This window comes from Novosphingobium sp. YAF33, assembly GCF_052113265.1.
Lineage (GTDB): Bacteria > Pseudomonadota > Alphaproteobacteria > Sphingomonadales > Sphingomonadaceae > Novosphingobium.
This window is the reverse complement of the sequence record NZ_JBFRCW010000006.1, coordinates 94573-116965: the sequence shown is the minus strand read 5'-3', so window position 1 is coordinate 116965 and position 22393 is coordinate 94573. Positions and strand designations below refer to the sequence as shown.

Annotated in this window: 20 protein-coding genes; 13 read left to right on the top strand and 7 right to left on the bottom strand. The window is 64.9% G+C overall.

Annotated features, from left to right (window positions below; genetic code table 11):
* Positions 1–8 precede the first annotated feature (8 nt).
* The 4 genes from AB4Z00_RS13340 to AB4Z00_RS13325 form a co-directional block, all read right to left on the bottom strand.
* Positions 9–2378 (bottom strand): GumC family protein, encoded by a 2370-nt coding sequence (locus tag AB4Z00_RS13340; protein ID WP_132263845.1) that lies wholly within the window; start codon positions 2376–2378, stop codon positions 9–11.
* A gap of 180 nt (positions 2379–2558) precedes the next feature.
* A complete protein-coding gene (locus AB4Z00_RS13335) occupies positions 2559–3746 on the bottom strand; it encodes a glycosyltransferase (protein WP_165921341.1) in 1188 nt (395 codons plus the stop codon).
* On the bottom strand, positions 3743–5185 hold the full coding sequence (locus tag AB4Z00_RS13330; RefSeq protein ID WP_132263841.1) for a lipopolysaccharide biosynthesis protein: 1443 nt from the start codon (positions 5183–5185) through the stop codon (positions 3743–3745). The genes AB4Z00_RS13335 and AB4Z00_RS13330 overlap by 4 nt, the downstream gene beginning before the upstream one ends.
* A complete protein-coding gene (locus tag AB4Z00_RS13325) occupies positions 5182–6579 on the bottom strand; it encodes a hypothetical protein (RefSeq protein WP_314464592.1) in 1398 nt (465 codons plus the stop codon). Before AB4Z00_RS13325 ends, AB4Z00_RS13330 begins: the two co-directional genes overlap by 4 nt.
* 215 nt (positions 6580–6794) lie before the next feature.
* On the opposite strand from AB4Z00_RS13325, the gene AB4Z00_RS13320 reads away from it, so the two are divergent.
* The 4 genes from AB4Z00_RS13320 to AB4Z00_RS13305 all read left to right on the top strand — a co-directional run bounded on the left by AB4Z00_RS13320 (position 6795) and on the right by AB4Z00_RS13305 (position 11718).
* Positions 6795–8195 carry a pectate lyase family protein gene (locus AB4Z00_RS13320; protein WP_165921340.1) on the top strand — a complete coding sequence of 467 codons (1401 nt, stop codon included), beginning with the start codon at positions 6795–6797 and terminating at the stop codon, positions 8193–8195.
* Positions 8192–9448: a glycosyltransferase family 4 protein gene (locus AB4Z00_RS13315; protein WP_442046285.1), complete on the top strand. Its 1257-nt coding sequence runs from the start codon at positions 8192–8194 to the stop codon at positions 9446–9448. The genes AB4Z00_RS13320 and AB4Z00_RS13315 overlap by 4 nt, the downstream gene beginning before the upstream one ends.
* Before the next feature lie 427 nt (positions 9449–9875).
* A complete protein-coding gene (locus AB4Z00_RS13310) occupies positions 9876–10481 on the top strand; it encodes a polysaccharide biosynthesis/export family protein (protein ID WP_132263836.1) in 606 nt (201 codons plus the stop codon).
* Between the two features lie 4 nt (positions 10482–10485).
* Positions 10486–11718: an outer membrane beta-barrel protein gene (locus tag AB4Z00_RS13305; protein ID WP_132263834.1), complete on the top strand. Its 1233-nt coding sequence runs from the start codon at positions 10486–10488 to the stop codon at positions 11716–11718.
* Between the two features lie 40 nt (positions 11719–11758).
* Here AB4Z00_RS13305 and AB4Z00_RS13300 read toward each other — a convergent pair whose 3' ends face one another.
* Entirely contained in the window at positions 11759–12385 is a 627-nt protein-coding gene (locus AB4Z00_RS13300; RefSeq protein WP_442046284.1) for a hypothetical protein, read from the bottom strand.
* A gap of 480 nt (positions 12386–12865) precedes the next feature.
* Here AB4Z00_RS13300 and AB4Z00_RS13295 point away from each other — a divergent pair, with 480 nt between their 5' ends.
* A complete protein-coding gene (locus AB4Z00_RS13295; RefSeq protein WP_314464585.1) occupies positions 12866–13183 on the top strand; it encodes a hypothetical protein in 318 nt (105 codons plus the stop codon).
* A 108-nt stretch (positions 13184–13291) separates the two neighbouring features.
* On the opposite strand, the gene AB4Z00_RS13290 is transcribed toward AB4Z00_RS13295, so the two are convergent.
* On the bottom strand, positions 13292–14149 hold the full coding sequence (locus AB4Z00_RS13290; RefSeq protein WP_442046283.1) for a hypothetical protein: 858 nt from the start codon (positions 14147–14149) through the stop codon (positions 13292–13294).
* Between the two features lie 647 nt (positions 14150–14796).
* On the opposite strand from AB4Z00_RS13290, the gene rpsL reads away from it, so the two are divergent.
* The 4 genes from rpsL to tuf all read left to right on the top strand — a co-directional run bounded on the left by rpsL (position 14797) and on the right by tuf (position 19224).
* Positions 14797–15168, top strand: a complete 372-nt coding sequence (gene rpsL, locus AB4Z00_RS13285) for a 30S ribosomal protein S12 (RefSeq protein WP_007682177.1) — start codon at positions 14797–14799, stop codon at positions 15166–15168.
* 92 nt (positions 15169–15260) lie between these two features.
* Entirely contained in the window at positions 15261–15731 is a 471-nt protein-coding gene (rpsG, locus tag AB4Z00_RS13280; RefSeq protein ID WP_132263829.1) for a 30S ribosomal protein S7, read from the top strand.
* A gap of 127 nt (positions 15732–15858) precedes the next feature.
* Positions 15859–17943, top strand: coding sequence for an elongation factor G (gene fusA, locus AB4Z00_RS13275; RefSeq protein WP_134095327.1), 2085 nt, complete (start codon positions 15859–15861; stop codon positions 17941–17943).
* Positions 17944–18033: 90 nt separating this feature from the next.
* Positions 18034–19224, top strand: coding sequence for an elongation factor Tu (gene tuf / locus AB4Z00_RS13270; protein WP_132263826.1), 1191 nt, complete (start codon positions 18034–18036; stop codon positions 19222–19224).
* 114 nt (positions 19225–19338) lie between these two features.
* On the opposite strand, the gene AB4Z00_RS13265 is transcribed toward tuf, so the two are convergent.
* On the bottom strand, positions 19339–19839 hold the full coding sequence (locus tag AB4Z00_RS13265; RefSeq protein WP_442046282.1) for a hypothetical protein: 501 nt from the start codon (positions 19837–19839) through the stop codon (positions 19339–19341).
* A gap of 212 nt (positions 19840–20051) precedes the next feature.
* Between AB4Z00_RS13265 and rpsJ the strand changes: the two genes are divergently transcribed.
* The 4 genes from rpsJ (at position 20052) to AB4Z00_RS13245 (ending at position 22393) form a co-directional block, all read left to right on the top strand.
* Positions 20052–20363: a 30S ribosomal protein S10 gene (gene rpsJ / locus AB4Z00_RS13260; RefSeq protein ID WP_007011873.1), complete on the top strand. Its 312-nt coding sequence runs from the start codon at positions 20052–20054 to the stop codon at positions 20361–20363.
* Positions 20364–20704: 341 nt separating this feature from the next.
* Entirely contained in the window at positions 20705–21460 is a 756-nt protein-coding gene (rplC, locus tag AB4Z00_RS13255; protein ID WP_132263823.1) for a 50S ribosomal protein L3, read from the top strand.
* Between the two features lie 2 nt (positions 21461–21462).
* Positions 21463–22089, top strand: coding sequence for a 50S ribosomal protein L4 (gene rplD / locus AB4Z00_RS13250; protein ID WP_132263821.1), 627 nt, complete (start codon positions 21463–21465; stop codon positions 22087–22089).
* Positions 22082–22393, top strand: coding sequence for a 50S ribosomal protein L23 (locus tag AB4Z00_RS13245; RefSeq protein WP_086490055.1), 312 nt, complete (start codon positions 22082–22084; stop codon positions 22391–22393). The genes rplD and AB4Z00_RS13245 overlap by 8 nt, the downstream gene beginning before the upstream one ends.

The following is a 22393-nucleotide window of genomic DNA, read 5'->3' as shown; positions in this document are numbered from 1 at the left end:
GCTCCTGCTCACGCTTCCACGGGGCGCCAGGAGTGGCCCCGGAACAAGCGACGGATCTTGGCGGCCCATTCGTCGCGGGCCGGGACCGGCGACGAGTAGTAGCTGGCCGAGTCTGCGTAGTACTGGACCGAGTCGCCATAGCGGCGACGGGCGTGCTCGACGTAGTCGACCTGGTCGAAGATCACGCCGCTGACGCTGTCGTCCAGCATTTCCAGGGCGGCGCGCATCTGGTCCCCGGTGGTGTGGCCCCAGCGGGCGACCAGCACGGTCTGGTCCGCGAAGTGGCACATGGCCCGGGCATCGCGCACGGCAAGGGCTGCCGGGGCGTTGATGATGACCAGTTCGAAGCGCTCCCGCAGCTGTTCGAGCAGGGTCTTCAGGCGATTGGACGAGAGCAGCAGCGCGGGTTCGGCCACCGGATCCTTGGCGCTGAGCAGCACGATCTGGTTCGCGCCTTCCGGCTCGATGATCTGGCTGCCGTCGGGCCCGGTGACGATCGTGCCGGCATTGGGCGAACCGTCATAGGGATGGGCCGAGCGCGGGCCCACCAGGCTGTCGAGATCGGCCCGGCCGCAGACGATGTCCACGAGGTCGGGCATGTGCATCTCGTTCTGGAGGCGCTGGAGCGCGCCGCGCTTGCGCAAGTCGAGGTCGAGGATCACCGTGCGGTCGCCCATGGCGATGCCGGCGGCGGCGAGCGTCAGCGAGACGGTGGACTTGCCGTCGCCGGGCAGCGGGGAGGTGACCAGCACCACTTGCGAATTCCCGCGCGCGGCGGCGGGCCGCCGGTCCAGTGCCCGCACTTCGGTATAAGTCGAGCGGGCGACTTCGGCGAAGAGCGATTGCGGCTCCTTGATGACCGGGCTGTCCTTGGGGTCTTCCGACAGGCTGTTGTTCAGCAGCGGCAGCATGCCCAGGGTCGGCAGCCCGAAGAGGCGGCGGATCTGTGCGGTGGTGCGCAGGCGGTCGTCCAGGAAGTCGCGGGCGAAGGCGATCAGGAAGGCCAGGACGCTCGATCCCAGCAGGGCGGTGATGGCCATCTTGACCGGCGCCGGGGCGACCGGGTCGTAGTCCGGCACGGCGGGCGAGACGACCGAGGAGGACACGCCCTCCATCTGCATCTGCGCGCGAACCTGCTCCACGCGGCCGGCGATGGCCTTGTAGGCATCGTCGGCCAAGGTCGATTCGCGCACCAGCTTGTCGAGCTGCACGGCATTGGCGGTGTTGCGATAGGCGGTCGAGCTGAGCCCGGCGACGATGCCTTCCAGGCGGTTGGCCTGGGCGCTGTCGCCGGCGGCTTCGCTGCGGGCGATCTCGGTCATCTGCGAGGCCTTGGCCGAAGCGTCGGCCTGGGCGGCGCCCTGGACGCGGGCCTGTTCCTTGGTGATGCCCTCGTTGACGGTGGCAAGCTGGGAATTCAGGCGTTTCACGTCGGGGTGGTTCGGCCCGAGGCTGGTGGAGAGCTTCGAGGTTTCGGCGATGAGTTCGCCGCGGGTGCGTTCGAGCTGGTCGAGCACGCCGGAACTGGCGAGCGCGGTGCTCTGCATCCGGCTGGCGCGGGCGATGCCGGCGCTGCGGGCGGCGGCAGCGTCACGCGCGGCCATGGCCGAGGCGCTCTGCACGGCGATGCGGTTGATCTGGGCCAGGTCCTCTTCGCCGCCGGCGCCGGTCAGCATCTGGTGCTGGCCGCGGAAGTCGGCGACGCGCTGGGCGGTCTCCTCGGCTTCGGTGGCGCGCGACTGCTGTTCCTGCTCCAGCGAGGCCAGCAGCTCGGAGCGGCGCTCGTTGGTCTTCATCGTGCGCAGCGAGCGGACCGAGATCGGGATCTGGTTGGCGATCTCGGCGGCGACGACCGGCGAACGGGCGGTGACGGCGATCTCGACAAGGTCGGAACCGGCCTCGGAATTGATCGTCACCATCGACAGGACCTTGTTGGTCGCCGCCTGCTGCAGCGCCCGGCGGTCGGCCGGAACCTTGCCGAGTTCCTTGAGGAAGTCGTTGTCGCGGGTGAGGTGAAGGTCGTTGACGACCTGCTCGGCCGCGGAGCGCGAGCGATGCAGGCGCACGGCATTGGCCACGCGCTCGGCATTGCGGGAGTTCACATCCGCCTGGTTGGTGCCGACCTCGTCGATCAGCTCGACCTGCACGGTCGAGGAGGCCCGGTACTGGGTGGGGGAGAGCAACTGCTGCACCAGCACACCCAGGGTGATGACCCCCACGACCAGCGCCATCATCGTTCGGTGACGGTAGATGACGCGAAGAAGGTCGCGTGGCCCGACTTGTTGTTCGGATGGTGATGAAGCATCCCGCGACAGCGCCGGTCCGCGATAATGCGCCGGCGCGCCGCCGATCGGGCTTGGCGCGATTGCAGTTGACATGTGTGCCCCTCCAGCGAGGTGAAGTTCGCCGCCACAGGGCGGCCCTGTAATACCTGCCGCCCCCCCTCGGGACGGGCCTGGTGCGGGACCGCCCACGCGGGGCGATCTTCAGTCTGGACTATGCGATCAAAGCCGGGACGCGCAAAAAGGGCATCCGGGACGGGCGCGCCCTAATAGAGACTAGTCCTTTTGGGGAGCGCGCAGCCGCAGCAGCGACGCGTAGAGTTCGAGGTGCCGGGCGGCGGCATTCTCGATGGTATATTCGCGGCTCGTGGCCAGCGCGCCCGCGGAAAACTGCCGGTAAAGCGAATTGTCCTGCATCAGCCGCATGATAGCCGCCGCCAGGGCCTGGGGTTTGTCCGGCGCGCAGAGCAGTCCGTTCTGCGCGGGACGCACGAGCCCGCGGTTGCCGGCAACGTCAGTGGCGACGACGGGCATGGCCATGGCCATCGCCTCCAGGATTGCGACCGAGAAACCCTCGTAGTGCGAGGTATTGAGGAACAAGTCGCTGCGGGCGATGAGGTCCGGCACGTCGCGCCGCTCCCCGAGGAATTCGACCACCCCTTCGAGGCCCAGCGTCCGCACTTGCGCGCGCAGGTCCTCCAGCCCCTCGCCGCCGCCCGCCACGCGCAGGACCGGCGGCGGCATCGCCTCGGTGGCGCGGTCGCGCAGGATGCGGGCGGTCTCGATGAGCAGGGGATAGTTCTTCTGGTCGGACACGGCGCCCACGCTCAGGACATTGCCGGGCCGCCGCGCGGCCACGCGCGGGGCCTTGGCCTTGTAGCGGGCCGAGGGCGCGTTCTGGATCAGGGTATAGGGCCGCCGGGACAGCCGGCGGTACATGGCCGCGGTGTCGTTGCTGATCGCGACATAGTGATGCACCACCCGGTCGACCGCGGCGAACAGGCCGGGCGGGAAGCTCAGGCGGCTGTTGTGGTAAGTGAAGACCACCGGGCCGGCGAAACCGGTGAAGGCCATCATGGCCACCGCGCGCACGGTATGGACGTGGACGACGTCCGGCCGGGCGGCGGCCAGGTGGCGGCGCAGCGCGAGCGCGCCGCGCAGCAGGCCCCTTCTGCGGGTGAGCTGCATCGATTCGAAACGGCAGCCGCTCTCGGCGATCTGTCCGGCGAGTTCGGCCTCCATCTCGGGCGAATTGCCGAGCGTGGGGGCGTCGCAGAAGGCGACGACGGTGCCGGCCGCGCCCCGTGCGGCGAAAGCGCCGTTGAGGTTGGTGACGAGGATCTCGGCCCCGCCGGAGGTCAGGCTGGTGATGACCGAACTGACCCGCAGCGGCCTCGGCGCCCCGTCGCCGCCCGGGAATTCGCCGTCGCGGGCGAAGTCTCCGGCGGGGGCGTGGGCCGTCACGCCTCGGACTCCAGGGCGAAGGCGGCCTTGGGCGATGCCGCAGGGCCCTTGGGCGCCGCTTCCGGCCCCGTTTCGCGCGGGTTGTGGTCGGCACTGCGGAGGCCGCGCCAGAACGCGATGTCGAGCAGGATCACCGTGACCACGCCGAAGGCGATATGCGCGTAGTTGGCGCCCAGCGCGCCGTAGCGGGGGATCAGCACGAAGGCGACGGCGAAGAACGAGGCGGTGGAGGTGAAGCTGGCGGCCAGCACGTAGGTCGGCCGGTTCATCGCCAGCAGCGCCGCGCGGGCCGGAGTCGCATGGAGCGTCAGCAGCACCGCGAAGAGCTGCACCAGCAGGAGCTGGTAGCTGTCCGCGAAGCCCGGCCCGAACACGATCTCGATCGCCTGGCGCCCCATCAGCCAGCAGGCGCCCACCGCCGTCAGCGCGATGGCCGCCAGCGAGGCCTGGAGCACCGAGACCAGCTGCCCCATCGCCGCCGGGCCGACCTTGCGCCACAGCCGGGCGAGGTCGGGGTAGATCACCGTCTGGATCATGTCCCCGGCGGTCTGCGCCACTTTGGCGATGCGGCGGGAGAGGTAATAGAGCCCCGCCGCGCTGGCGCCCGCGAAAGTGCTGACCAGCAGCGTGTCCATCTCATGCGTCATGGTGCGCAGGGTGGAGGAAAGGTTGGTCGATATGGCGAAGCGCATGAAGCCGGGGAAGCGGCCGGGCAGGTCGCGCCAGTCGGCCTTGAGCGGGCTGGGGATGCCGGTCTCCGCCAGGGCGCGGAAGCCGAGGTAGTTGAACAGGGCCGAGTCGAAGATCTGGCTCACCGTCCAGACCAGCACGAACCAGATCAGTCCCCCGCCCAGTCCGTAAAGCAGCGCCGAGAGGGCGAAGCGGGCCACGAAAGAGGCAAGCTGCACATAGGCCAGCACCCGGAACCTGCCCGCCAGACGCAGCGCCGCGCTGGCCATGCCGCGCGGGTTGCAGGCGATGGCGCAGGCGTAGATCGCCACGAGGTGCACGTTGTCATGGCCGATGCCGATCAGCCCGCCCGCCGTCCATGCCACGATCACGCTCAGGACCGCGGCCACCAGAGCGCTGCCGACATCCAGGAACAGCCCGTAGGCATAGAGCGAGGACATCCGCGAGACGTCTCCGTTCTCCTCCTCCACGGCCACGAAGCGCACCAGCGGTTGCCAGGATTCGAAGCGGATCAGGCGTTCGCAGACGCGCCCGATCGACAGGACCACGGCGAGAATGCCGAACTGCTCCTGTCCAAGCGCGCGGGTGGCGATGGCGAGGCTCGCCATCATGATCATCACGCCGCCGAAATTGCCCGAGAGCAAGTGGCCGATGCTGACCAGATGGGGCTTCAGCATCTCGCTGCCGCGCCAACGGGAAAGCAGGCGCGGAAGGAACGAGGCCTTGCTGGCGCTGTCGATGGGAGTCATCCTGCTTCCGAAGTCCGTTCTGTGTCGGCCGCCGGTTCTGCATCCCGGTGGCCAGCCTGATTGTACCACTGCGGGCGCCGCGTGGCGGTGAGGGCGGCGACTCCGGCTCCGGCCGTGGACAGCGCGAACATCAGCATCACCGGCCCGTTCCACATCCGCGCGAACATGTGCGGCAGCGACATCGCGTACATGAAGAAGACCCCCAGGATCGCGAGCGCGCAGACCCCGTCGGTGCGACTTCGCCCGGCAATGAAGAGGCCCTGCACGAACATGGCGGCGAACATCACGCTGAGCCCGATGAAGGAGACCAGCCCGCCTTCGTTGAGCACCAGGAGATAGAGCTGGTGCACCGGCATGCCGTAGACGCTGGCCTTGCGGTATCCGTCGCTGCCCAGGCCGATCAGCAGGTTGTCGCCCGACATCTGCCAGGCCTCCTGGATCAGGACCGAGCGGCCGACGAACGTGCCGGCCTTGGTCGGATCGCCGGAGACGACCGCGTCGCCCACCCGCTGCTCGAACACGGCCGGAACCGGTCCGCCCAGGCCGACGTAGGCGCCCACCGCCAGGGCCACCGGCAGCGCGATGGTGACGACCGTGCGCATGCGCGAGAGCGCCAGGATGAAGCCGATCGCCAGGATGGTGGCGGTGAAGGCGGTGAAGCTGGCGGAATAGACCAGGCCCGCGACGATCACGAGCGCCAGCGGCACGGCGATCACCGGACGCAGGCGCTTCTCGATCACCGCATGGAGCAGGAAGATCAGGGCGAAGACGCAGACCGCGCCGTTCGAATTGGGCTCGCCGGTGAAGGCGCCCAGCCGGCCATTGCCGGTAACCACGTACTTGTTCACGTACTGGTTGATCATGTCGCGGCTGAACAGGTTCACCAGGGCGACGCCCACCGCCTGCGATACCGCCACGCCCCAGACATAGGCCAGGCCGCTGCGGCGCAGCGCCGTCAGCGAGCAATTGGCCAGGACCATCGGGATCAGCACCAGGGCGAAGGCATATTGCCCGGCCACCACCGGCCAGCGCGTGAAATCGCCGTGGACGGTCGAGCCCACCAGCATGCCGCCCAGCAGCATGACGATCCCGCCCACCCACAGCACCGACATGCGCCCCATCATCCGCGCGTTCAGCCCGCGCGAGACGAGCATCAGCAATGTGCAGACGATCAGGATCATGTCCGACATGGTCAGGTTGAAGGCGGGAATGCGCCCTACCTGCCACCAGCTGAGGAAGAAGGCGGCCGCCGGAAGCAGGAAGCCGATGGCGCGGTCGTAGGGGGATTCCGGTGCGCGGGCAGGCCGATAGCCCCCCGCCATCCGGAACGGGCCCCGCAGGATCGCCGGTTGCTGCACCCCGTCGTCGGGAAGCTGGGTTAGGATAGCGGCCATGGACCGGGATCATGGGCAGGGGATCGGCCCAAGGCAAAGGCCAGTCCGGGCAATAGGCAAGCGCATAGATGTTAGCGCAAAAGGAGGAGGGCGCGGGCGGCGCTAAGTCCAATTGGTAACTTGTGCGCGTTCGGCCGAAGGATCACGTTTCGCCGCGCGCATGTTTCCCGGGCCCATTTCCGATGCTTGGCCCGGTCCTCGGCTGGAGAATCGGCATGGTTGCGGCAAAGCTTTCCAAGACAGCGCGTTCCCGAACGACCCGTTTGCGCGCGCTGATAGTGCTGGCGGCGATGGGTCTGGCGGTGCTGGCCCTGGTGCTGGGCCTGGCCGGCACGGTCAGCGAGCGCGTCATGGCCGCGGCGCCGGTGGTTCGCATTCCCACGGGCAAGAAGTCCTTCCCCGCCGCGATCGGCTACGGCGCCACCAGCGTCGGCGGACGGGGCGGGCGGATCATCTATGTCACCACCCTGGCCGATTCCGGCACCGGATCCTACCGCGCCTGCGTTACCGCCAGCGGCCCGCGCGTCTGCGTGTTCCGGGTCAGCGGCGTGATCCGCTTCACCCAGCGCCCGCCGTGGATCATGACGCCCTACCTGACCATCGCCGGGCAGACCGCGCCGGGCGGCGGCATCACCCTGGCCCATTCGGGCGGCAAGAACGGGCTGACCCCGCTGGTCATCAAGAACACCCATGACGTCGTGGTGCGCGGCATCCGCGTGCGCAACGACCGCGTGGGCGGCAACCGCGAGGCCGAGGACAGCATCACCATAGAAAAGAGCAGCCGCGTGGTGATCGACCATGTCAGCGCCTCCTGGGCGCGCGACGAGCTGATCAACGGCTATGACGACAACGACGAGATCACCATCAGCAATTCGATCTTCGCCTGGGGCGTGCCCAAGCACGACAAGTGCGCGCTGCTCGCCAGCGATCCGGTGGACAAGCAGAAGCTGAGCTTCATCGGCAACCTTTGCGCCCATAACGGAGACCGCAACCCGGACATCAACTTCCCCAAGGGATCCTGCGTGGAAGTGATCAACAACGTGCTCTACAACGCCATGTCGGAATTCGCGGAAGTCTGGGAAAGCTACGGCGGCAGCCCGGTCTCGATCGTAGGCAACAGCTTCATCGCCGGCACCAATACCAATGCCCAGAGCCGCGGCGTCGCCCGCGAGACCCAGGGATCGACCGGCACGGCCTCGATCTACCTCTGGGACAATGCCTTCGACGGCAATTTCAAGCATGTCAGCCCGGAAGTGGTGCCGGCCCAGATCCAGCAGGCGCCGTGCCCGCTGACCGTCCAGCCGATGGCCGCCGCGGCCGCCTATACCTCTGTCCTCGCCCGCGCCGGGGCCTTCCCGCGCGATGCCCTCGACAAGGAAGTGGTGGCCGACGTCAAGAACCGCACCGGCCGCATCGGCGAACCGGTTCCGGCACTGCCGGCCCAGGCATCGGGCACGCCTTATGTCGATGACGACAAGGACGGCATGGACGATGCCTGGGAACGCGCCAATGGCCTGGACCCCACGCGCAACGACGCCTGGGGCGACAAGAACGGCAACGGCATCGAGAATATCGAGGAATTCCTGAGCTACCGAGAGAAAGGGTTCGGTCTTTGAACAGTCTGGCAGGGCCGCTTGGGGCCAAGTTCGAGAGGGCCGAATTCGAAAGCGCCGAATTCGAGAGGGCCGAGCTGGACAGGATCGAAGGAGGGACCGCCCGCGTGGCCGCCGGGTCCGCGCCGCTGCGGATCTGCTATCCCTTCGCCGGTGACGAGCTGGGCGGCAGCCACGTTTCCGCACGCGGGCTGATGGAGCAGCTCGATCCCGCCGACTATCGCCTTCTGGTGGTTCCCGAAGTGCCGGGCGGCACGATCGCGCAGTTCTTCTCCGCTTTTGCCCAGGTGCCCGACCCGGCCCGGCCGCGCCGCTCCTTCGTGCCCGGCGCGCGCTTCGGCTTCGGCAAGGTTCTGCGCGCGATGGCCGGCGTGCCGCGCCGGGTGCGGTTCCTGCGCGAGAATGCCATCGATGTCGTGCACAGCAACGACGGGCGCAGCCATGCGAGCTGGGCACTGGCGGCGCGGCTGGCCGGCGTCCGGCTGATCTGGCACCACCGCGGCGATCCCGACGCGCGCGGCCTGCGCTATGTGGCTCCGTTTCTGGCGCACCGCATCTTCACGGTGTCGCGCTTTTCGCTCCCGCAGGGCAGCCGCGGGGCGGCGCGGGCCGCGCAAGTGGTCTACAGCCCCTTCGACACCAGCGTCACGGCCGACTGGGCCGCCATGCGCCGTACCCTCGTGGAGGAACTCGGCTGCTCCCCGGACGCCGTGCTCTGCGGCTGGTTCGGCAACTTCGTACAGCGCAAGCGGCCGCTCGAATTCGTCGATGCGGTGGAGCGGCTCGGGGCCTTGCTGGACAAGCCGGTGGTCGGCCTGATGTTCGGCGATCCCCGCAATACCGAAGTGGGCGACGCCCTGCCGGAGCGGATTGCGCGGGTCTCGGGCAATTCCGCCGTCCACATGATGGGCTTCCGCACGCCCGGCCACGAATGGCTGGCCGGCTGCGACCTCCTGCTGGTTCCCGCCGCGCGCGAGCCCCTGGGGCGGACCCTGGTGGAGGCCATGCTGGTCGGCACGCCGGTGGTGGCCACCGATTCGGGCGGCAATCCGGAAGCGCTGGAGGGCGGCTGCGGCGTGCTCTGCCCGCTCGACGATGCCGAGGCCATGGCCCGCGCCGCCGCGGGCCTGCTCGCCGACCCCGAACGCCTCGACGCCATCCGCACCCGCGCCCGAGGCGAAGCCCGCCGCCGCTTCTCGCGCGAAAACCACGTCCGCCAGGTCACCGCCGCTTATGAGGAACTGGCGCGAGGGTAGGGCGCCCGCGCCGGACCGGGCTGGTCTGGCGGTGCGCTCGTCGTTTTTCGCGATGTGGTCGCGGTGCCGGGATGAGTTTTTGTTTGGTGCGCTCGTCACGTCCGTGACGAGCTTGCGGGCTGGTGCCGCAAGCCTTCGACATCCGTCGAAGGCGCTCCAACCAAATCCTCCCCCCGTTTTTGCCTGGCGATATCGGACAGGAAACCCATCCTCCCCCCACGAGGATTAGCTCTCATCGCCCGAGTATTCCCCCGGATAACCCTTAATAACCAAGGCATTCCGCCGATCTTTGCGTCAACGTGTCGGACGACGGTTTCGCTGGGGCCGCGCTGCTTCGAGGGGCCGCGCGGGGGGCGGGCCGGGCTCGATTTCGCAAGGGCCTCAATTTTTCGCAAGGGCCTTAATTTCCGCAAGGGAGGGCAACCCAATGTCACATGGTCTCGCAAGCCTGTTCCGGTTCCGGCCGCTTCTGGCGGTCCCACTGGCCGTTTCGCTCATTTCGACTTCGATGCTTGGCGGATGTTCGTCGCCCACCGCATCGTTGCCCACGCTCGCATCCACCCCGGCGGGAGCCTACAAGGTGGGTGCGGGCGACAAGCTCCACATCGTGGTGCAGGACCTGCAAAGCGCCAACGGCGACTACATCGTCGAGGACAGCGGCGCGATCTCGCTGCCCTATATCAAGCAGGTGGACGTCGCCGGCCTGACCTATCGCGAGATCGAGCAGGGCATCGCCGCGTCGCTGCTGCGTCAGGGCATCATGACCGGCGATCCGGTGGTCAACGTCGGCCCGGTCGAACTCCGCCCGTTCTACGTGGTGGGAGAGGTGAACAAGCCCGGCCAGTTCGAATATCGCCAGGGGATGACGGTGCTCGCGGCGATCTCGGCCGCGGGGGGCTATACCTACCGCGCGCAGACCGGCAAGGTCGCCGTGACCCGCGTGGTCAGCGGCAAGGACGTCACCGCCAGCGCCGACGAGATGGCGACCATCCAGCCCGGCGACCGGATCCGCGTCTACGAGCGGTGGTTCTGAGGCCATGCGGGGGGCAATCGTACTGGCCGCGCCGGTCCCGTTCCTGCTCGCGATGCCGCAGCAGGCACTGGCCCAGGCCCGCGACATCGGCTCGACCGCCTCGGCGGTCTATCCCAACGACAAGGACTATCGCGAGCTGCCGATGCACCTCGGCTCGCTCAACGTCAGCCTCGGCGGCGAGGCGCGGGTGGAATACGACACCAACGTCTACGCCCAGGAGAACAACGCGCGCGACGACGTCCACCTGGAACTGACGCCGGAACTGCAGATCAACACCGGCCCCGGCACGCTCAGCGGCCAGGCGCATGCTTCGGCCACGGTCCGCCGTTTCGCCAATCTCAAGACCGAGAACACCGAGGCCTGGTCGCTGGACGGCACCCTGCGCTGGTCTCCGGAGGCGACGACCTCGCTGGTCGGGCGCGCCTTCTGGCAGCGCACGGTCGAAGAGCGCGGCAGCCCGGAATCGCGGCAGGACCCCAACGCCGGACCGCGCGAGATCGACAGCCTCGGCACCGACTTGCGCTTCCGGCACATGACCCGCCGCCTGCTGTTCGACCTCCAGGGCAACTTCACCAAGTACGATGCCGTCTCCACCGTGGACGACAACCGCGACTTCAACAGCATGAACGGCGTGGCCACCGTGGGCTGGCGCGTGACCGGCATCACTTTCGTGACGGCCAGCGCCTTCGTCGCGCGGCGCGACTTCCGCATCGAATATACCCCCGCGGGAGACAAGCGTAACACCACCACCTGGGGCGGCCGCCTGGGCGTGGAGTTCGAACCCGGCGGTGTGCTGCAAGGCAACCTTTCCGCCGGCTTCTTCCGCTTCACGCCGGACGACAAGGCCGTGCCCGATCGCACCGGCCTCTCGGTCTCGGGCAGCCTGACCTACCGGCCTCGCGAGCGCACGGCGATCATGCTGGACGCCTTCAACGGCGATGTCGCCACTTTCCGCAGCGGCGCCCAGTCGCGAACCGACACCACGGTCAAGCTCTCGCTCCAGCAGGAGATCCGCCACAATCTCTTCGCTTCGGTGGGCGCGGGCTACCGAAGCACGCGCTACATCGGCTCGGGCGTGAAGGAACAGACGCCCACGGTCTCGGGCGAAGTGGAATACCTGTTCTCGCGGAACATGTCGGTCGCGGGCTACGCCAACTTCGGCAAGCGCAACAGCGACGACGCGACTCAGGAATTCGACCGCCTCAAGGTCGGCGTCTCCTTCCGCCTGCGGTTCTGATCGGAACCGGGAAGCGGGCGGCAAGGGAAGGCGAAGGGCGCTACTCCTCGAGGGCGCCATTCCCCGTCGCCGCGCGCGCTTCGACTTGCGCGCGAAGCCCGGCGACTTTGGCCCGGATCGAGGCGCGGACTTCCTCCAGAGAGGGATATTCCGCCTCGATCTCGGCCCGGATACGTTCGTAGAGCGGATCGCCCGGCCGGGGATCGCGGCGGCCGTCGCCATAGCGATGGGGCAGGCGCTGGCGCAGCAGGAACAGCATGAGCTGCGTGTCGTGGCGCGTCCAGGAGGCCACCACTTCGCCGCGGCTCACCACCGGACGCTCCTCGCCCCGGATCGCGCGTTCGAGCGCGCAGTCCTCCAGCCGCATCATTCCCCGGCCGATCGCCATGTCCCATGCCGCCGCGAACCCCTCCGCGCCGGGCAGGTGGCGCAGCTTGTAGAGCGCTTCCATCGAGGCGCCGATGCTGCGCGCGGCCTGCGTGACGATGCCGCTGGCCGCGAGCGCAGCGATGAAGGCCCGCTGCCGCTCCGGCGTGATCGAGTTGGCGCGCGGCGCCTTGTGCCGATAGGGCGCGAAGCCCAGCAGGGGATCTTCGGGGTCGATGGCATCCTCGAAGAAGGCCGTCCGCGAAGTCCGCCGCCCCGGCCGCACGGAAGCGCAGCGCACCGCCGTTTCCGCGGCAACCCGCGCAGAGGAACTGGCACAAGCCGTTTCGCAGCGAGCCTCCGGAGCCGAGGATTCCACGCCGGCCGCCGGAGACGCGAAGGATCCTCGCGCCCGCTCATCCCGCGCCTGTCGAGGAAGCCGCTCGCCGTGACGCCGTTTCGAAGAACCTGGATTTGAAGATTTTCTGCCGGAAGACATAAGGCAACCTCGCTCGCGCTGATGGACCTGTGTTCCCAATGGCAGGCCGGTCTAACGCGAGCGGGGACGTGTAGGAAAATGGTTTGTCACGCGCATGGAAGGCATGGGGCCGAAGGGCCGCTTTGCTCCCTTGTCGGTCATTTAGCCTTCTCTGCAAGAGTCCTAGAAGCGGTCGTTCAATTTGCTACTCATACAGACGAATGAGTTTCATTCCGCCGCCAGCAGAGTTTGCCGCGGCGATCTCCGACCGAGGAATGATGGATGTGCAAGGATTTCCTAGGAATGGCATCCGATTGGGCGGCAATCCTTACAGCATTGGTCGCCACGGTCGCCTATGGCCGCTACTGGCTTGCCCAGCGTGCCTGCCGCGAAGCGTTAGAAACTTATCTGAAAGAAGAAAAACGCAGAGCAACGGACGAAGGTCGCCGGAGCGTGATGCACTTGATGGCCAATCTGGCAATGACTGAGGCCGAAGTGCTTCACGCTGGCTTCCGGAGTGACCGCATCAAGGCAGTGCCCGGAGTCGATGAGCGCGGCAGGGCCGTACGACTGTACTTCGAATATGTGGCGAAAGACCTGCCGATGTCGAACCGCTTTTAGGTGCGCTGGTACGCGATCGCGCGCCCATTATAACCGTTTAGCCTGCCAGGTGTCTTCTCCGGAACCTGCCGTTCAGAAAGCTGTCGCGTTGATCTGGCAGGCGGGGCGTCAGTCAGTCCTTATCAAACCCTGAGAGAGTCCGTTCTCCCGCAACGACATTTGAACGTTGGCCTGCGCCAGCCGGGATTCCAGAACCAATCGTTCGGCTGAAGCGGCGTCCTTTCCTGACGCATCCATCCCCAGGATGTCATTCCGGAGCACTCGTAAAACTTCGTCATGGAAGTGGGTGGACCAATAATAGGCGTAACCCTCTCCGAATTTCTCAAATTCATCCGCAGTCCCTGGCAATAACTCGATCACCGTCTTGCTCAGCTTGCCCGATTTTATAAAATCACTCTTTTTGTCCAACGGTATACTTAACATCTTCAGTAACGTTACCGCACTCATAACAATAGTTTGATACGCATCAAAGGTCTTTAACGCTGCTTCACTCAAGTACAGGCGGGAAATCGTTCGATCAAACGATTTTAAATCTTCAAGTGTTCTATCGACCTGAAGCGGATGTAGCAGACTTTGGACAAACTCAGCGACTTTCGGATCGCCGGTAGCATCGAGCATTTTATCCGTGTTTAATATTTTCATGTACTCAATCAGCATGGAGAGCCTGGACAGCACCTGCCTCTCACGAAGCAATGACTCTGCCGCTTCCAACCTTTTTGCCTGTATCGCGGCATCTCGTTCCCGCTGGGCTGTAGTTAGGAAGCCCCTGATCTGTTCCAGTTCTATCTCGTTACCGCGGATGTCACCTTTGAACTTCTCGAGCCGCTCTTCAAAATGATGCTCTACTGATTTGGTCAGGTATCTCGCGAGTGTGTCGCGCATCAGCACTGCGGCCGCACTGATCACGATACCAGTGATCGCCACGGAGCCGATTGTGCTGACAACCCATTCCCCAAATCCAACCATCGTCGCACTTAACCCCGAAAAACAAAAAGCTTAACGCTGCAGTGCTAAATGGCAAAACGGCAAAGAAGAGCCAAGAGCCGCTGACCGCGTCCAGGCTAGGGACCGGCAGCTATCCGGCCGTTGTCTTTCCAAACCAGACGGTCGCCTACCGGCCCAGAGCCCTTGCTACCGCTCTCCTTGACCCGCGGCCCCAAATCTCCTAAGGGCGCCCATCTCCTGTGAGTGTTCTCGCAGGAAACGACATAGAGCTGAACATTGTCATGTCAGCATTTCCGGGACTTTCCCGCAGCCTGGCTGCCGGAAAAGCCGCTTTGGGAACCCCTTGCGCGAGTCGCGGGGTGGTTCTTGCCGGAAGGGCGCATGGCAAAGTAATCCGGTGCATTTGCCCGGGTGGAGTGTTTTTCGGCTCACGTTCGACGGTTGCCAGGGGCGAACCGCCAGTAACTCCGGATCGGGGTGAAAGGGCTGGTTCCGATATCCGGCTCGTCTCGCGTGAACTCTCGAAAATATTCCGTCCCTTTCAGATGCTCCGGGCTCCGATGTCGATCGGTCCCTTGGGGTGCGAAGGGTTCGCGCCGGTGCGCCTGCTGCTGCAGGCATCGCTCCGGCCCGGATCCATCGCACTCCCATTTGAAAGAAGAGTATAGATGCCCACTATCAACCAGCTGATCCGCAAGGGTCGCGAGCCGCAGAAGGCCAAGTCGAAGGTTCCTGCGATGGAGCAGAACCCGCAGAAGCGCGGCGTTTGCACCCGCGTTTACACCACGACCCCGAAGAAGCCGAACTCGGCTCTCCGCAAGGTCGCCAAGGTGCGCCTGACCAACAGCCGCGAAGTCATTTCGTACATCCCGGGTGAAGGCCACAACCTGCAGGAGCACTCGGTCGTGCTCATCCGCGGCGGCCGCGTCCGCGATCTTCCCGGCGTTCGCTACCACATCCTGCGCGGCGTGCTCGACACCCAGGGCGTCAAGGATCGCAAGCAGAGCCGCTCGAAGTACGGCGCCAAGCGTCCGAAGTAAGCCGGCCCGCGGGGCTTCGCGCCTCGCACGGTACAAGATTTACCGGCCGGTGATGCTCACGCTCCCGCCCGAAAGAACAAGGAATATCAACGATGTCACGTCGTCGTCGTCCCGAGAAGCGGATTATCCTGCCCGATCCCAAGTTCGGGGATCTCATCCTGTCGAAGTTCATGAACAACCTCATGTACGACGGCAAGAAGTCGGTCGCTGAAGCGATCGTCTACGGTGCCATGGAAACCATGGAAACCCGCGCCAAGGCCAACCCGGTCCAGCTGTTCCACGACGCCCTGAACAACGTCGCGCCGCAGATCGAAGTCCGCAGCCGCCGCGTCGGTGGTGCGACCTACCAGGTCCCGGTCGAAGTCCGTCCGGAGCGCGCCCAGGCTCTCGCCATCCGCTGGCTGATCACCGCAGCCCGCAACCGTCCCGAGACCACCATGTCGGCGCGTCTCTCGGGCGAGCTGCTCGATGCTGCCAACAACCGCGGCAATGCCGTGAAGAAGCGCGAAGACACGCACCGCATGGCGGACGCGAACCGCGCCTTCTCGCACTACCGCTGGTAATGTGCGTGGTGTCGCCCGGATCGATTGCCTCTCGGCGGTCATCCGGGCGTCACACTTTTATTTCAGGGGGCGAGGTCTTATCTGAAGGCCGCTCCGCTCCCAAACACTCCTGCTAAGGATTTTCACCATGGCACGCAGCCATCCGCTCAATATGTACCGTAACATCGGTATTATGGCGCACATCGACGCCGGTAAGACCACCACGACCGAGCGAATCCTCTACTACACCGGCAAGTCCTACAAGATCGGCGAAGTCCACGACGGCGCTGCGACCATGGACTGGATGGAGCAGGAGCAGGAACGCGGCATCACCATCACCTCGGCTGCGACCACCTGCTTCTGGACGTCCGAGGGCCAGGAATACCGCATCAACATCATCGACACCCCCGGGCACGTCGACTTCACCATCGAAGTCGAACGCTCGCTGCGCGTGCTCGACGGTGCGGTCGCGTGCTTCGACGGCGTTGCCGGCGTTGAGCCGCAGTCGGAAACCGTGTGGCGCCAGGCCGACAAGTACGGCGTTCCGCGCATGTGCTTCATCAACAAGCTCGACCGTACCGGTGCGAACTTCAAGTACTGCGTGCAGTCGATCATCGACCGTCTCGGTGCGACGCCTGCTGTGCTCTACATTCCGATCGGCCTCGAAGCCGACCTGAAGGGCCTGGTCGATCTCGTTCACAACCGCGCAATCGTCTGGAAGGACGAATCGCTCGGCGCCGAATTCTTCTACGAAGAAATCCCGGCTGAACTGGCTGACGAAGCTGCCGAATACCGCGAAAAGCTGCTCGAACTCGCTGTCGAGCAGGACGATGCGGTCATGGAAGCCTACCTCGAAGGCACCGAGCCCGACGTCGCCACGCTGAAGGCGCTGATCCGCAAGGGCACGCTGAACCACAAGTTTGTTCCGGTCGTCTGCGGTTCGGCGTTCAAGAACAAGGGCGTACAGCCCCTGCTCGACGCCGTCGTCGACTACCTGCCTTCGCCGCTCGACATCGAAGACGTCCAGGGCGTCAAGGTTGACAGCGACGAAGCCGACAGCCGTCCGCCGGAAGACAGCGCACCGTTCTCGGCGCTGGCCTTCAAGGTCATGAACGATCCCTTCGTGGGCTCGCTCACCTTCATCCGCATCTATTCGGGTACGCTCGCCAAGGGCACTTACCTGAACTCGGTGAAGGGCAAGAAGGAAAAGGTTGGCCGTATCCTCGAGATGCACGCCAACGACCGTAAGGACATCGACGAGGCCTTCGCGGGCGACATCGTCGCGCTGGCCGGAATGAAGGAAACCACCACGGGCGACACGCTCTGCGCGGAAAAGGCGCCGATCGTTCTCGAACGCATGGAATTCCCCGAGCCGGTTATCGAACTCTCGGTCGAACCGAAGACCAAGGCCGACCAGGAGAAGATGGGCGTTGCGCTCAACCGTCTCTCGGCTGAGGATCCCTCGTTCCGCGTCACCACCGACCACGAGTCGGGTCAGACGATCATCAAGGGCATGGGCGAACTTCACCTGGACATCATCGTCGACCGTATGCGTCGCGAGTTCAAGGTCGAAGCCAACGTCGGTGCTCCGCAGGTCGCCTATCGCGAATACCTCGCCAAGCCTGTCGATGTGGACTACACCCACAAGAAGCAGTCGGGCGGTACCGGTCAGTTCGGTCGCGTGAAGATCAAGGTCACGCCGGGAGAGCGCGGTGCGGGCATCACCTTCAAGGACGAGATCAAGGGCGGTAACATTCCGAAGGAATATATCCCCGCGATCGAAAAGGGCATGCGCGAAACCGCTGCCTCGGGTTCGCTGGTCGGCTTCCCGATCATCGACTTCGACATCGTCCTTTACGACGGTGCCTACCACGACGTCGACTCGTCGGCCCTGGCCTTCGAAATCGCCGGTCGCGGTGCCATGCGTGAAGTCGCGCAGAAGTCCGGCATCAAGCTGCTCGAGCCGATCATGAAGGTTGAAGTCGTCACCCCCGAGGAATATCTCGGTGACGTCATCGGCGACATGAACAGCCGTCGTGGTCAGATCCAGGGAACCGACAGCCGCGGCAATGCCCAGGTCGTCGAATCCATGGTCCCGCTGGCCAACATGTTCGGCTACGTGAACCAGCTCCGCTCGTTCACCCAGGGCCGTGCAAACTACTCGATGTTCTTCTCCCATTATGACGAGGTCCCGGCGAACGTCGCGGCTGAGGTCAAGGAGAAGCTTGCTTAAAAGGCAAGATCAGACTACGGGCGGCGCCTGTTTCAGCGGGCGCCGTCCATTCCCGCAGATTCGATTTCAAGCGAAAAGAAGGTTTGAACAATGGCGAAGGCAAAATTCGAGCGGAACAAGCCGCACTGCAACATTGGCACCATCGGTCACGTCGACCACGGCAAGACGACCCTGACGGCCGCCATCACCAAGGTCATGTCGGAAGCTTTCGGCGGTGAAGCCGTTGACTTCGCCAACATCGACAAGGCTCCGGAAGAGCGCGAGCGCGGCATCACCATCTCGACCGCTCACGTTGAGTACGAGACGGAAGCCCGTCACTACGCACACGTCGACTGCCCGGGTCACGCTGACTACGTGAAGAACATGATCACCGGTGCCGCCCAGATGGACGGCGCGATCCTGGTTGTGAACGCTGCTGACGGCCCGATGCCGCAGACCCGCGAGCACATCCTGCTTGCCCGCCAGGTCGGCGTGCCGCAGCTTGTCGTGTTCATGAACAAGGTCGACCAGGTCGACGATCCGGAACTCCTCGAGCTCGTCGAGCTGGAAGTTCGTGAACTGCTCTCGTCGTACGACTTCGACGGCGACAACATTCCGATCGTCATGGGTTCGGCTCTGGCCGCCCTTGAAGGCCGCGACGACAACATCGGCAAGGAAAAGATCCTTGAGCTGATGAAGGCAGTCGACGACTTCATCCCGCAGCCCCCGCGTCCCACCGACAAGGCATTCCTGATGCCCGTCGAAGACGTGTTCTCGATCTCGGGTCGTGGTACGGTTGTTACCGGCCGCGTCGAAACCGGCATCGTCAAGGTTGGTGAAGAAGTCGAAGTCGTTGGTATCCGCGACACGCAGAAGACCACCGTCACCGGCGTCGAAATGTTCCGCAAGCTGCTCGACCAGGGTGAAGCCGGCGACAACATCGGTGCACTGGTTCGTGGCCTGAAGCGCGACGACGTTGAGCGTGGCCAGGTTCTCGCCAAGCCGGGCACCGTGACCCCGCACACCGAGTTCTCGGCTGAAGTCTACGTTCTGTCGAAGGACGAAGGCGGCCGTCACACGCCGTTCTTCGCCAACTACCGTCCGCAGTTCTACTTCCGCACCACCGACGTGACCGGCGAAGTGATCCTTCCCGAGGGCACCGAGATGGTCATGCCGGGCGACAACGTTTCGCTGACCGTGAAGCTGATCGCTCCGATCGCCATGGACGAAGGTCTCCGCTTCGCAATCCGCGAAGGCGGCCGCACCGTCGGTTCGGGCGTCGTTGCCACGATCACGAAGTAATTCGCTGATCGGCTTCGGCTAACGTGATTGGCCCGGCGTCTCGAGAGAGGCGCCGGGCTTTTCACGTTCATGGAGCCAAATGGATTTAAAGGGCGCAAAGCGCGGCTTGCAGTTTTATCGGGCCCGCAAATCGCCCTGTGCGATCTTCCATGCATCCGAGCCCTTGGGTGCTTCGGGAATGGACGCGAGGTCGATGTAGTAAACGGGCGCCGGCACGCGGCCGAACGGTATGGTGATGCAGGGGCCTAGGCAGCCGGGCAGGTCCCAGAGGTCTGGCGGGTACGCTGCGCCCGTGCGCGTGCTTTCGTCGACGGATTTCGACGCCGGGACGCGCTGGTTCGTGCCGTCGCCGTTATGTGAGCAGACAACGATCGTGCCGTCATTGCCGCCATTGCTGGCGCGGGCAGCCTCACGGCATGCGTCGTCCACGGGGTCACTCCCGGCATCGGGCATGGCGGCGTGAGCGGTGAGCACGTCGGTATCGTCGAGGTCGATCGGAACTCCCGTCTGGTTGCGGCCGTAGGGGGAATTGCCGGCTACGGCGGGCTCGGGTGTCAGACATGCAAGTGTTAGCGCGGCAAGTGCGCGGGAAATTATCGTGGTAGTGGAGGGCATTGAAAGCGCCTTCTGTTAGGCGTCGCCATGCCAAGGTAGGATGCTGATCGGGGGCAGGGAAGAGGGGATGCGATGAACTGCATCGGCGACCCCCGGGAACCTGCCGCACTTGGTGAAATCAGGGCTTGCCCGACTCGGCATCAACGTGTAGTGGCGCGGTTCGAATTTGACGGGGCTTCGGCCCTTTGGCTCTTTCTCATCGGTAGTAGGTAATGGAAGCTCAGAACATCCGTATCCGCCTCAAGGCGTTTGACCATCGCGTGCTCGACCAGGCCACTGGCGAAATCGCTGACACGGCTCGCCGCACCGGCGCTCTGATTCGTGGGCCCATTCCCTTGCCGACGAAGATCGAGAAGTTCACGGTCAACCGTGGTCCGCACATCGACAAGAAGTCGCGTGAGCAGTTCGAAGTCCGCACCTACAAGCGCCTGCTTGATATCGTGCAGCCGAACGCAGCTACCGTCGATGCTCTGATGAAGCTGGACCTTGCTGCCGGCGTGAACGTCGAGATCAAGCTGGCCTAAGCCGGTTTGCGGGGTAACCGAAAGGTTGCCCCGAAAGTCCTTTCCGATCGGACTTTAAACGATCGAGGCGAAATTCGGATCTTCGGATCCAAATTGTCCTTGTCGGCCAGCAGGCCGGCTTTGCGGGGAGAAACCCGCAGAGACAGCGCCCCGTAAGGGGACACAAGGGATACCTCCGCCGCCGCCTTCGGGCAGTGTCGGGAATGCGTCCCCCGTCTCGTTTCCGCTGTCCTTGATGGGCATGCAGGGAACACCTGACCCGGACGGGGTTCGTATCACAAATAGGGTTGGACACGCGCACGAGGGATGGTCCTGCGTGCGCCTCTGTAAGGAGAAAGGTCATGCGTACAGGCGTGATCGCCAAGAAAGTCGGGATGACCCGCCTGTTCCAGGAGGACGGTCGCCACGTGCCCGTCACTGTCCTGGCACTTGAAGACTGTCAGGTGGTTTCGGTCCGTACTGCTGATCGCGACGGCTACGTCGCGGTTCAGCTCGGTGCGGGCGAAGCAAAGCAGAAGAACGTTGCCAAGCCGCAGCGCGAACATTTCGCCAAGGCTCAGGTTCCCCTCAAGATGCGCGTCGCGGAATTCCGCGTCGCCGACGACGCCCTTCTGGAAGTCGGCGCCACGATCGCAGCCTCGCACTTCGTGCCCGGCCAGCTGGTCGACGTAGGCGGCCACACCCAGGGCAAGGGCTTCCAGGGTGCGATGAAGCGCTGGGGCTTCGGCGGTATGCGCGCCACCCACGGTGTGTCGATCTCGCACCGTGCCCACGGTTCGACGGGTAACCGTCAGGATCCGGGCAAGGTGTTCAAGAACAAGAAGATGGCCGGCCACATGGGCGACCGTCAGCGCACCCAGCAGAACCTCGAAGTCGTCCGCGTGGACGACGAGCGTGGCCTGATCTTCGTCAAGGGCTCGGTCCCGGGTTCGAAGAACGCCTGGCTCACCGTTTCGGACGCCGTCAAGGTCGACCGTCACGCCGAGGCTCCGTACCCCGCTGGCATCAAGTCGGCCAGCAACACCAATGATACGGCCGCTGCCGTGACCCCGGCTGAAGCCGCGGCTCCCGAAGCGACCGAAGGCCAGGAGGGCTAATCATGAAGGTTCAGGTCCTCAATATCGACGGTTCGGCCGCTAACGCCGACATCGAGCTTTCGGACGACGTGTTCGGCCTCGAGCCGCGCGCTGACATCCTGCACCGCGTCGTCACCTGGCAGCTCGAAAATCGCCGCGGCATCGCCCGTGCGACCCGCGAGCGCTCGGAAGTCGCGCGCACCGGCAAGAAGTTCGGTCGCCAGAAGGGCGGCGGTACTGCCCGTCACGGCGACCGTGCGGCTCCGGTGTTCATCGGCGGTGGTAAGGCTCACGGTGCTCGTCGCCGCGAGTTCAACATCTCGCTGAACAAGAAGATCCGTGCACTCGGTCTGAAGATGGCCCTTTCGGCCAAGGCTCAGAACGGCCTCGTGATCGTCGACTCGCTCGACGTGGCTGATGCCAAGACCAAGGTGCTTGCCGGTCAGCTCGCTAAGGCGAACTTCGGCAAGAAGGTTCTCGTCATGGACGGTGAGCAGGTCAACGAGGGCTTCGCCCTGGCTGCCCGCAACATCATCGGCGTCAATGTGCTTCCGGCTGTCGGCGCCAATGTCTACGACATCCTGAAGCATGATACGCTGGTGTTGACGCGCGCCGCGGTCGAGAAGCTGGAGGCGCGTTTCAATGGCTAAGAGCAACGTGGACATCCGTCATTACGACGTGATCCTCTCGCCGCACATCACCGAGAAGTCGACCCTGCTTTCCGAGCAGAACGCGGTCGTTTTTAAGGTGGCTGACAAGGCGACCAAGCCCGAAATCAAGGCCGCCGTCGAAGCACTGTTCGACGTCAAGGTCACCGGCGTGAACACGCTGGTCGTCAAGGGCAAGACCAAGCGCTGGCGCGGTAAGGCTTACCGTCGCAGCGACGTGAAGAAGGCGATCGTCACGCTGGCCGAAGGCCAGTCGATTGACATCACCGAAGGCGTGCGGGGCTGA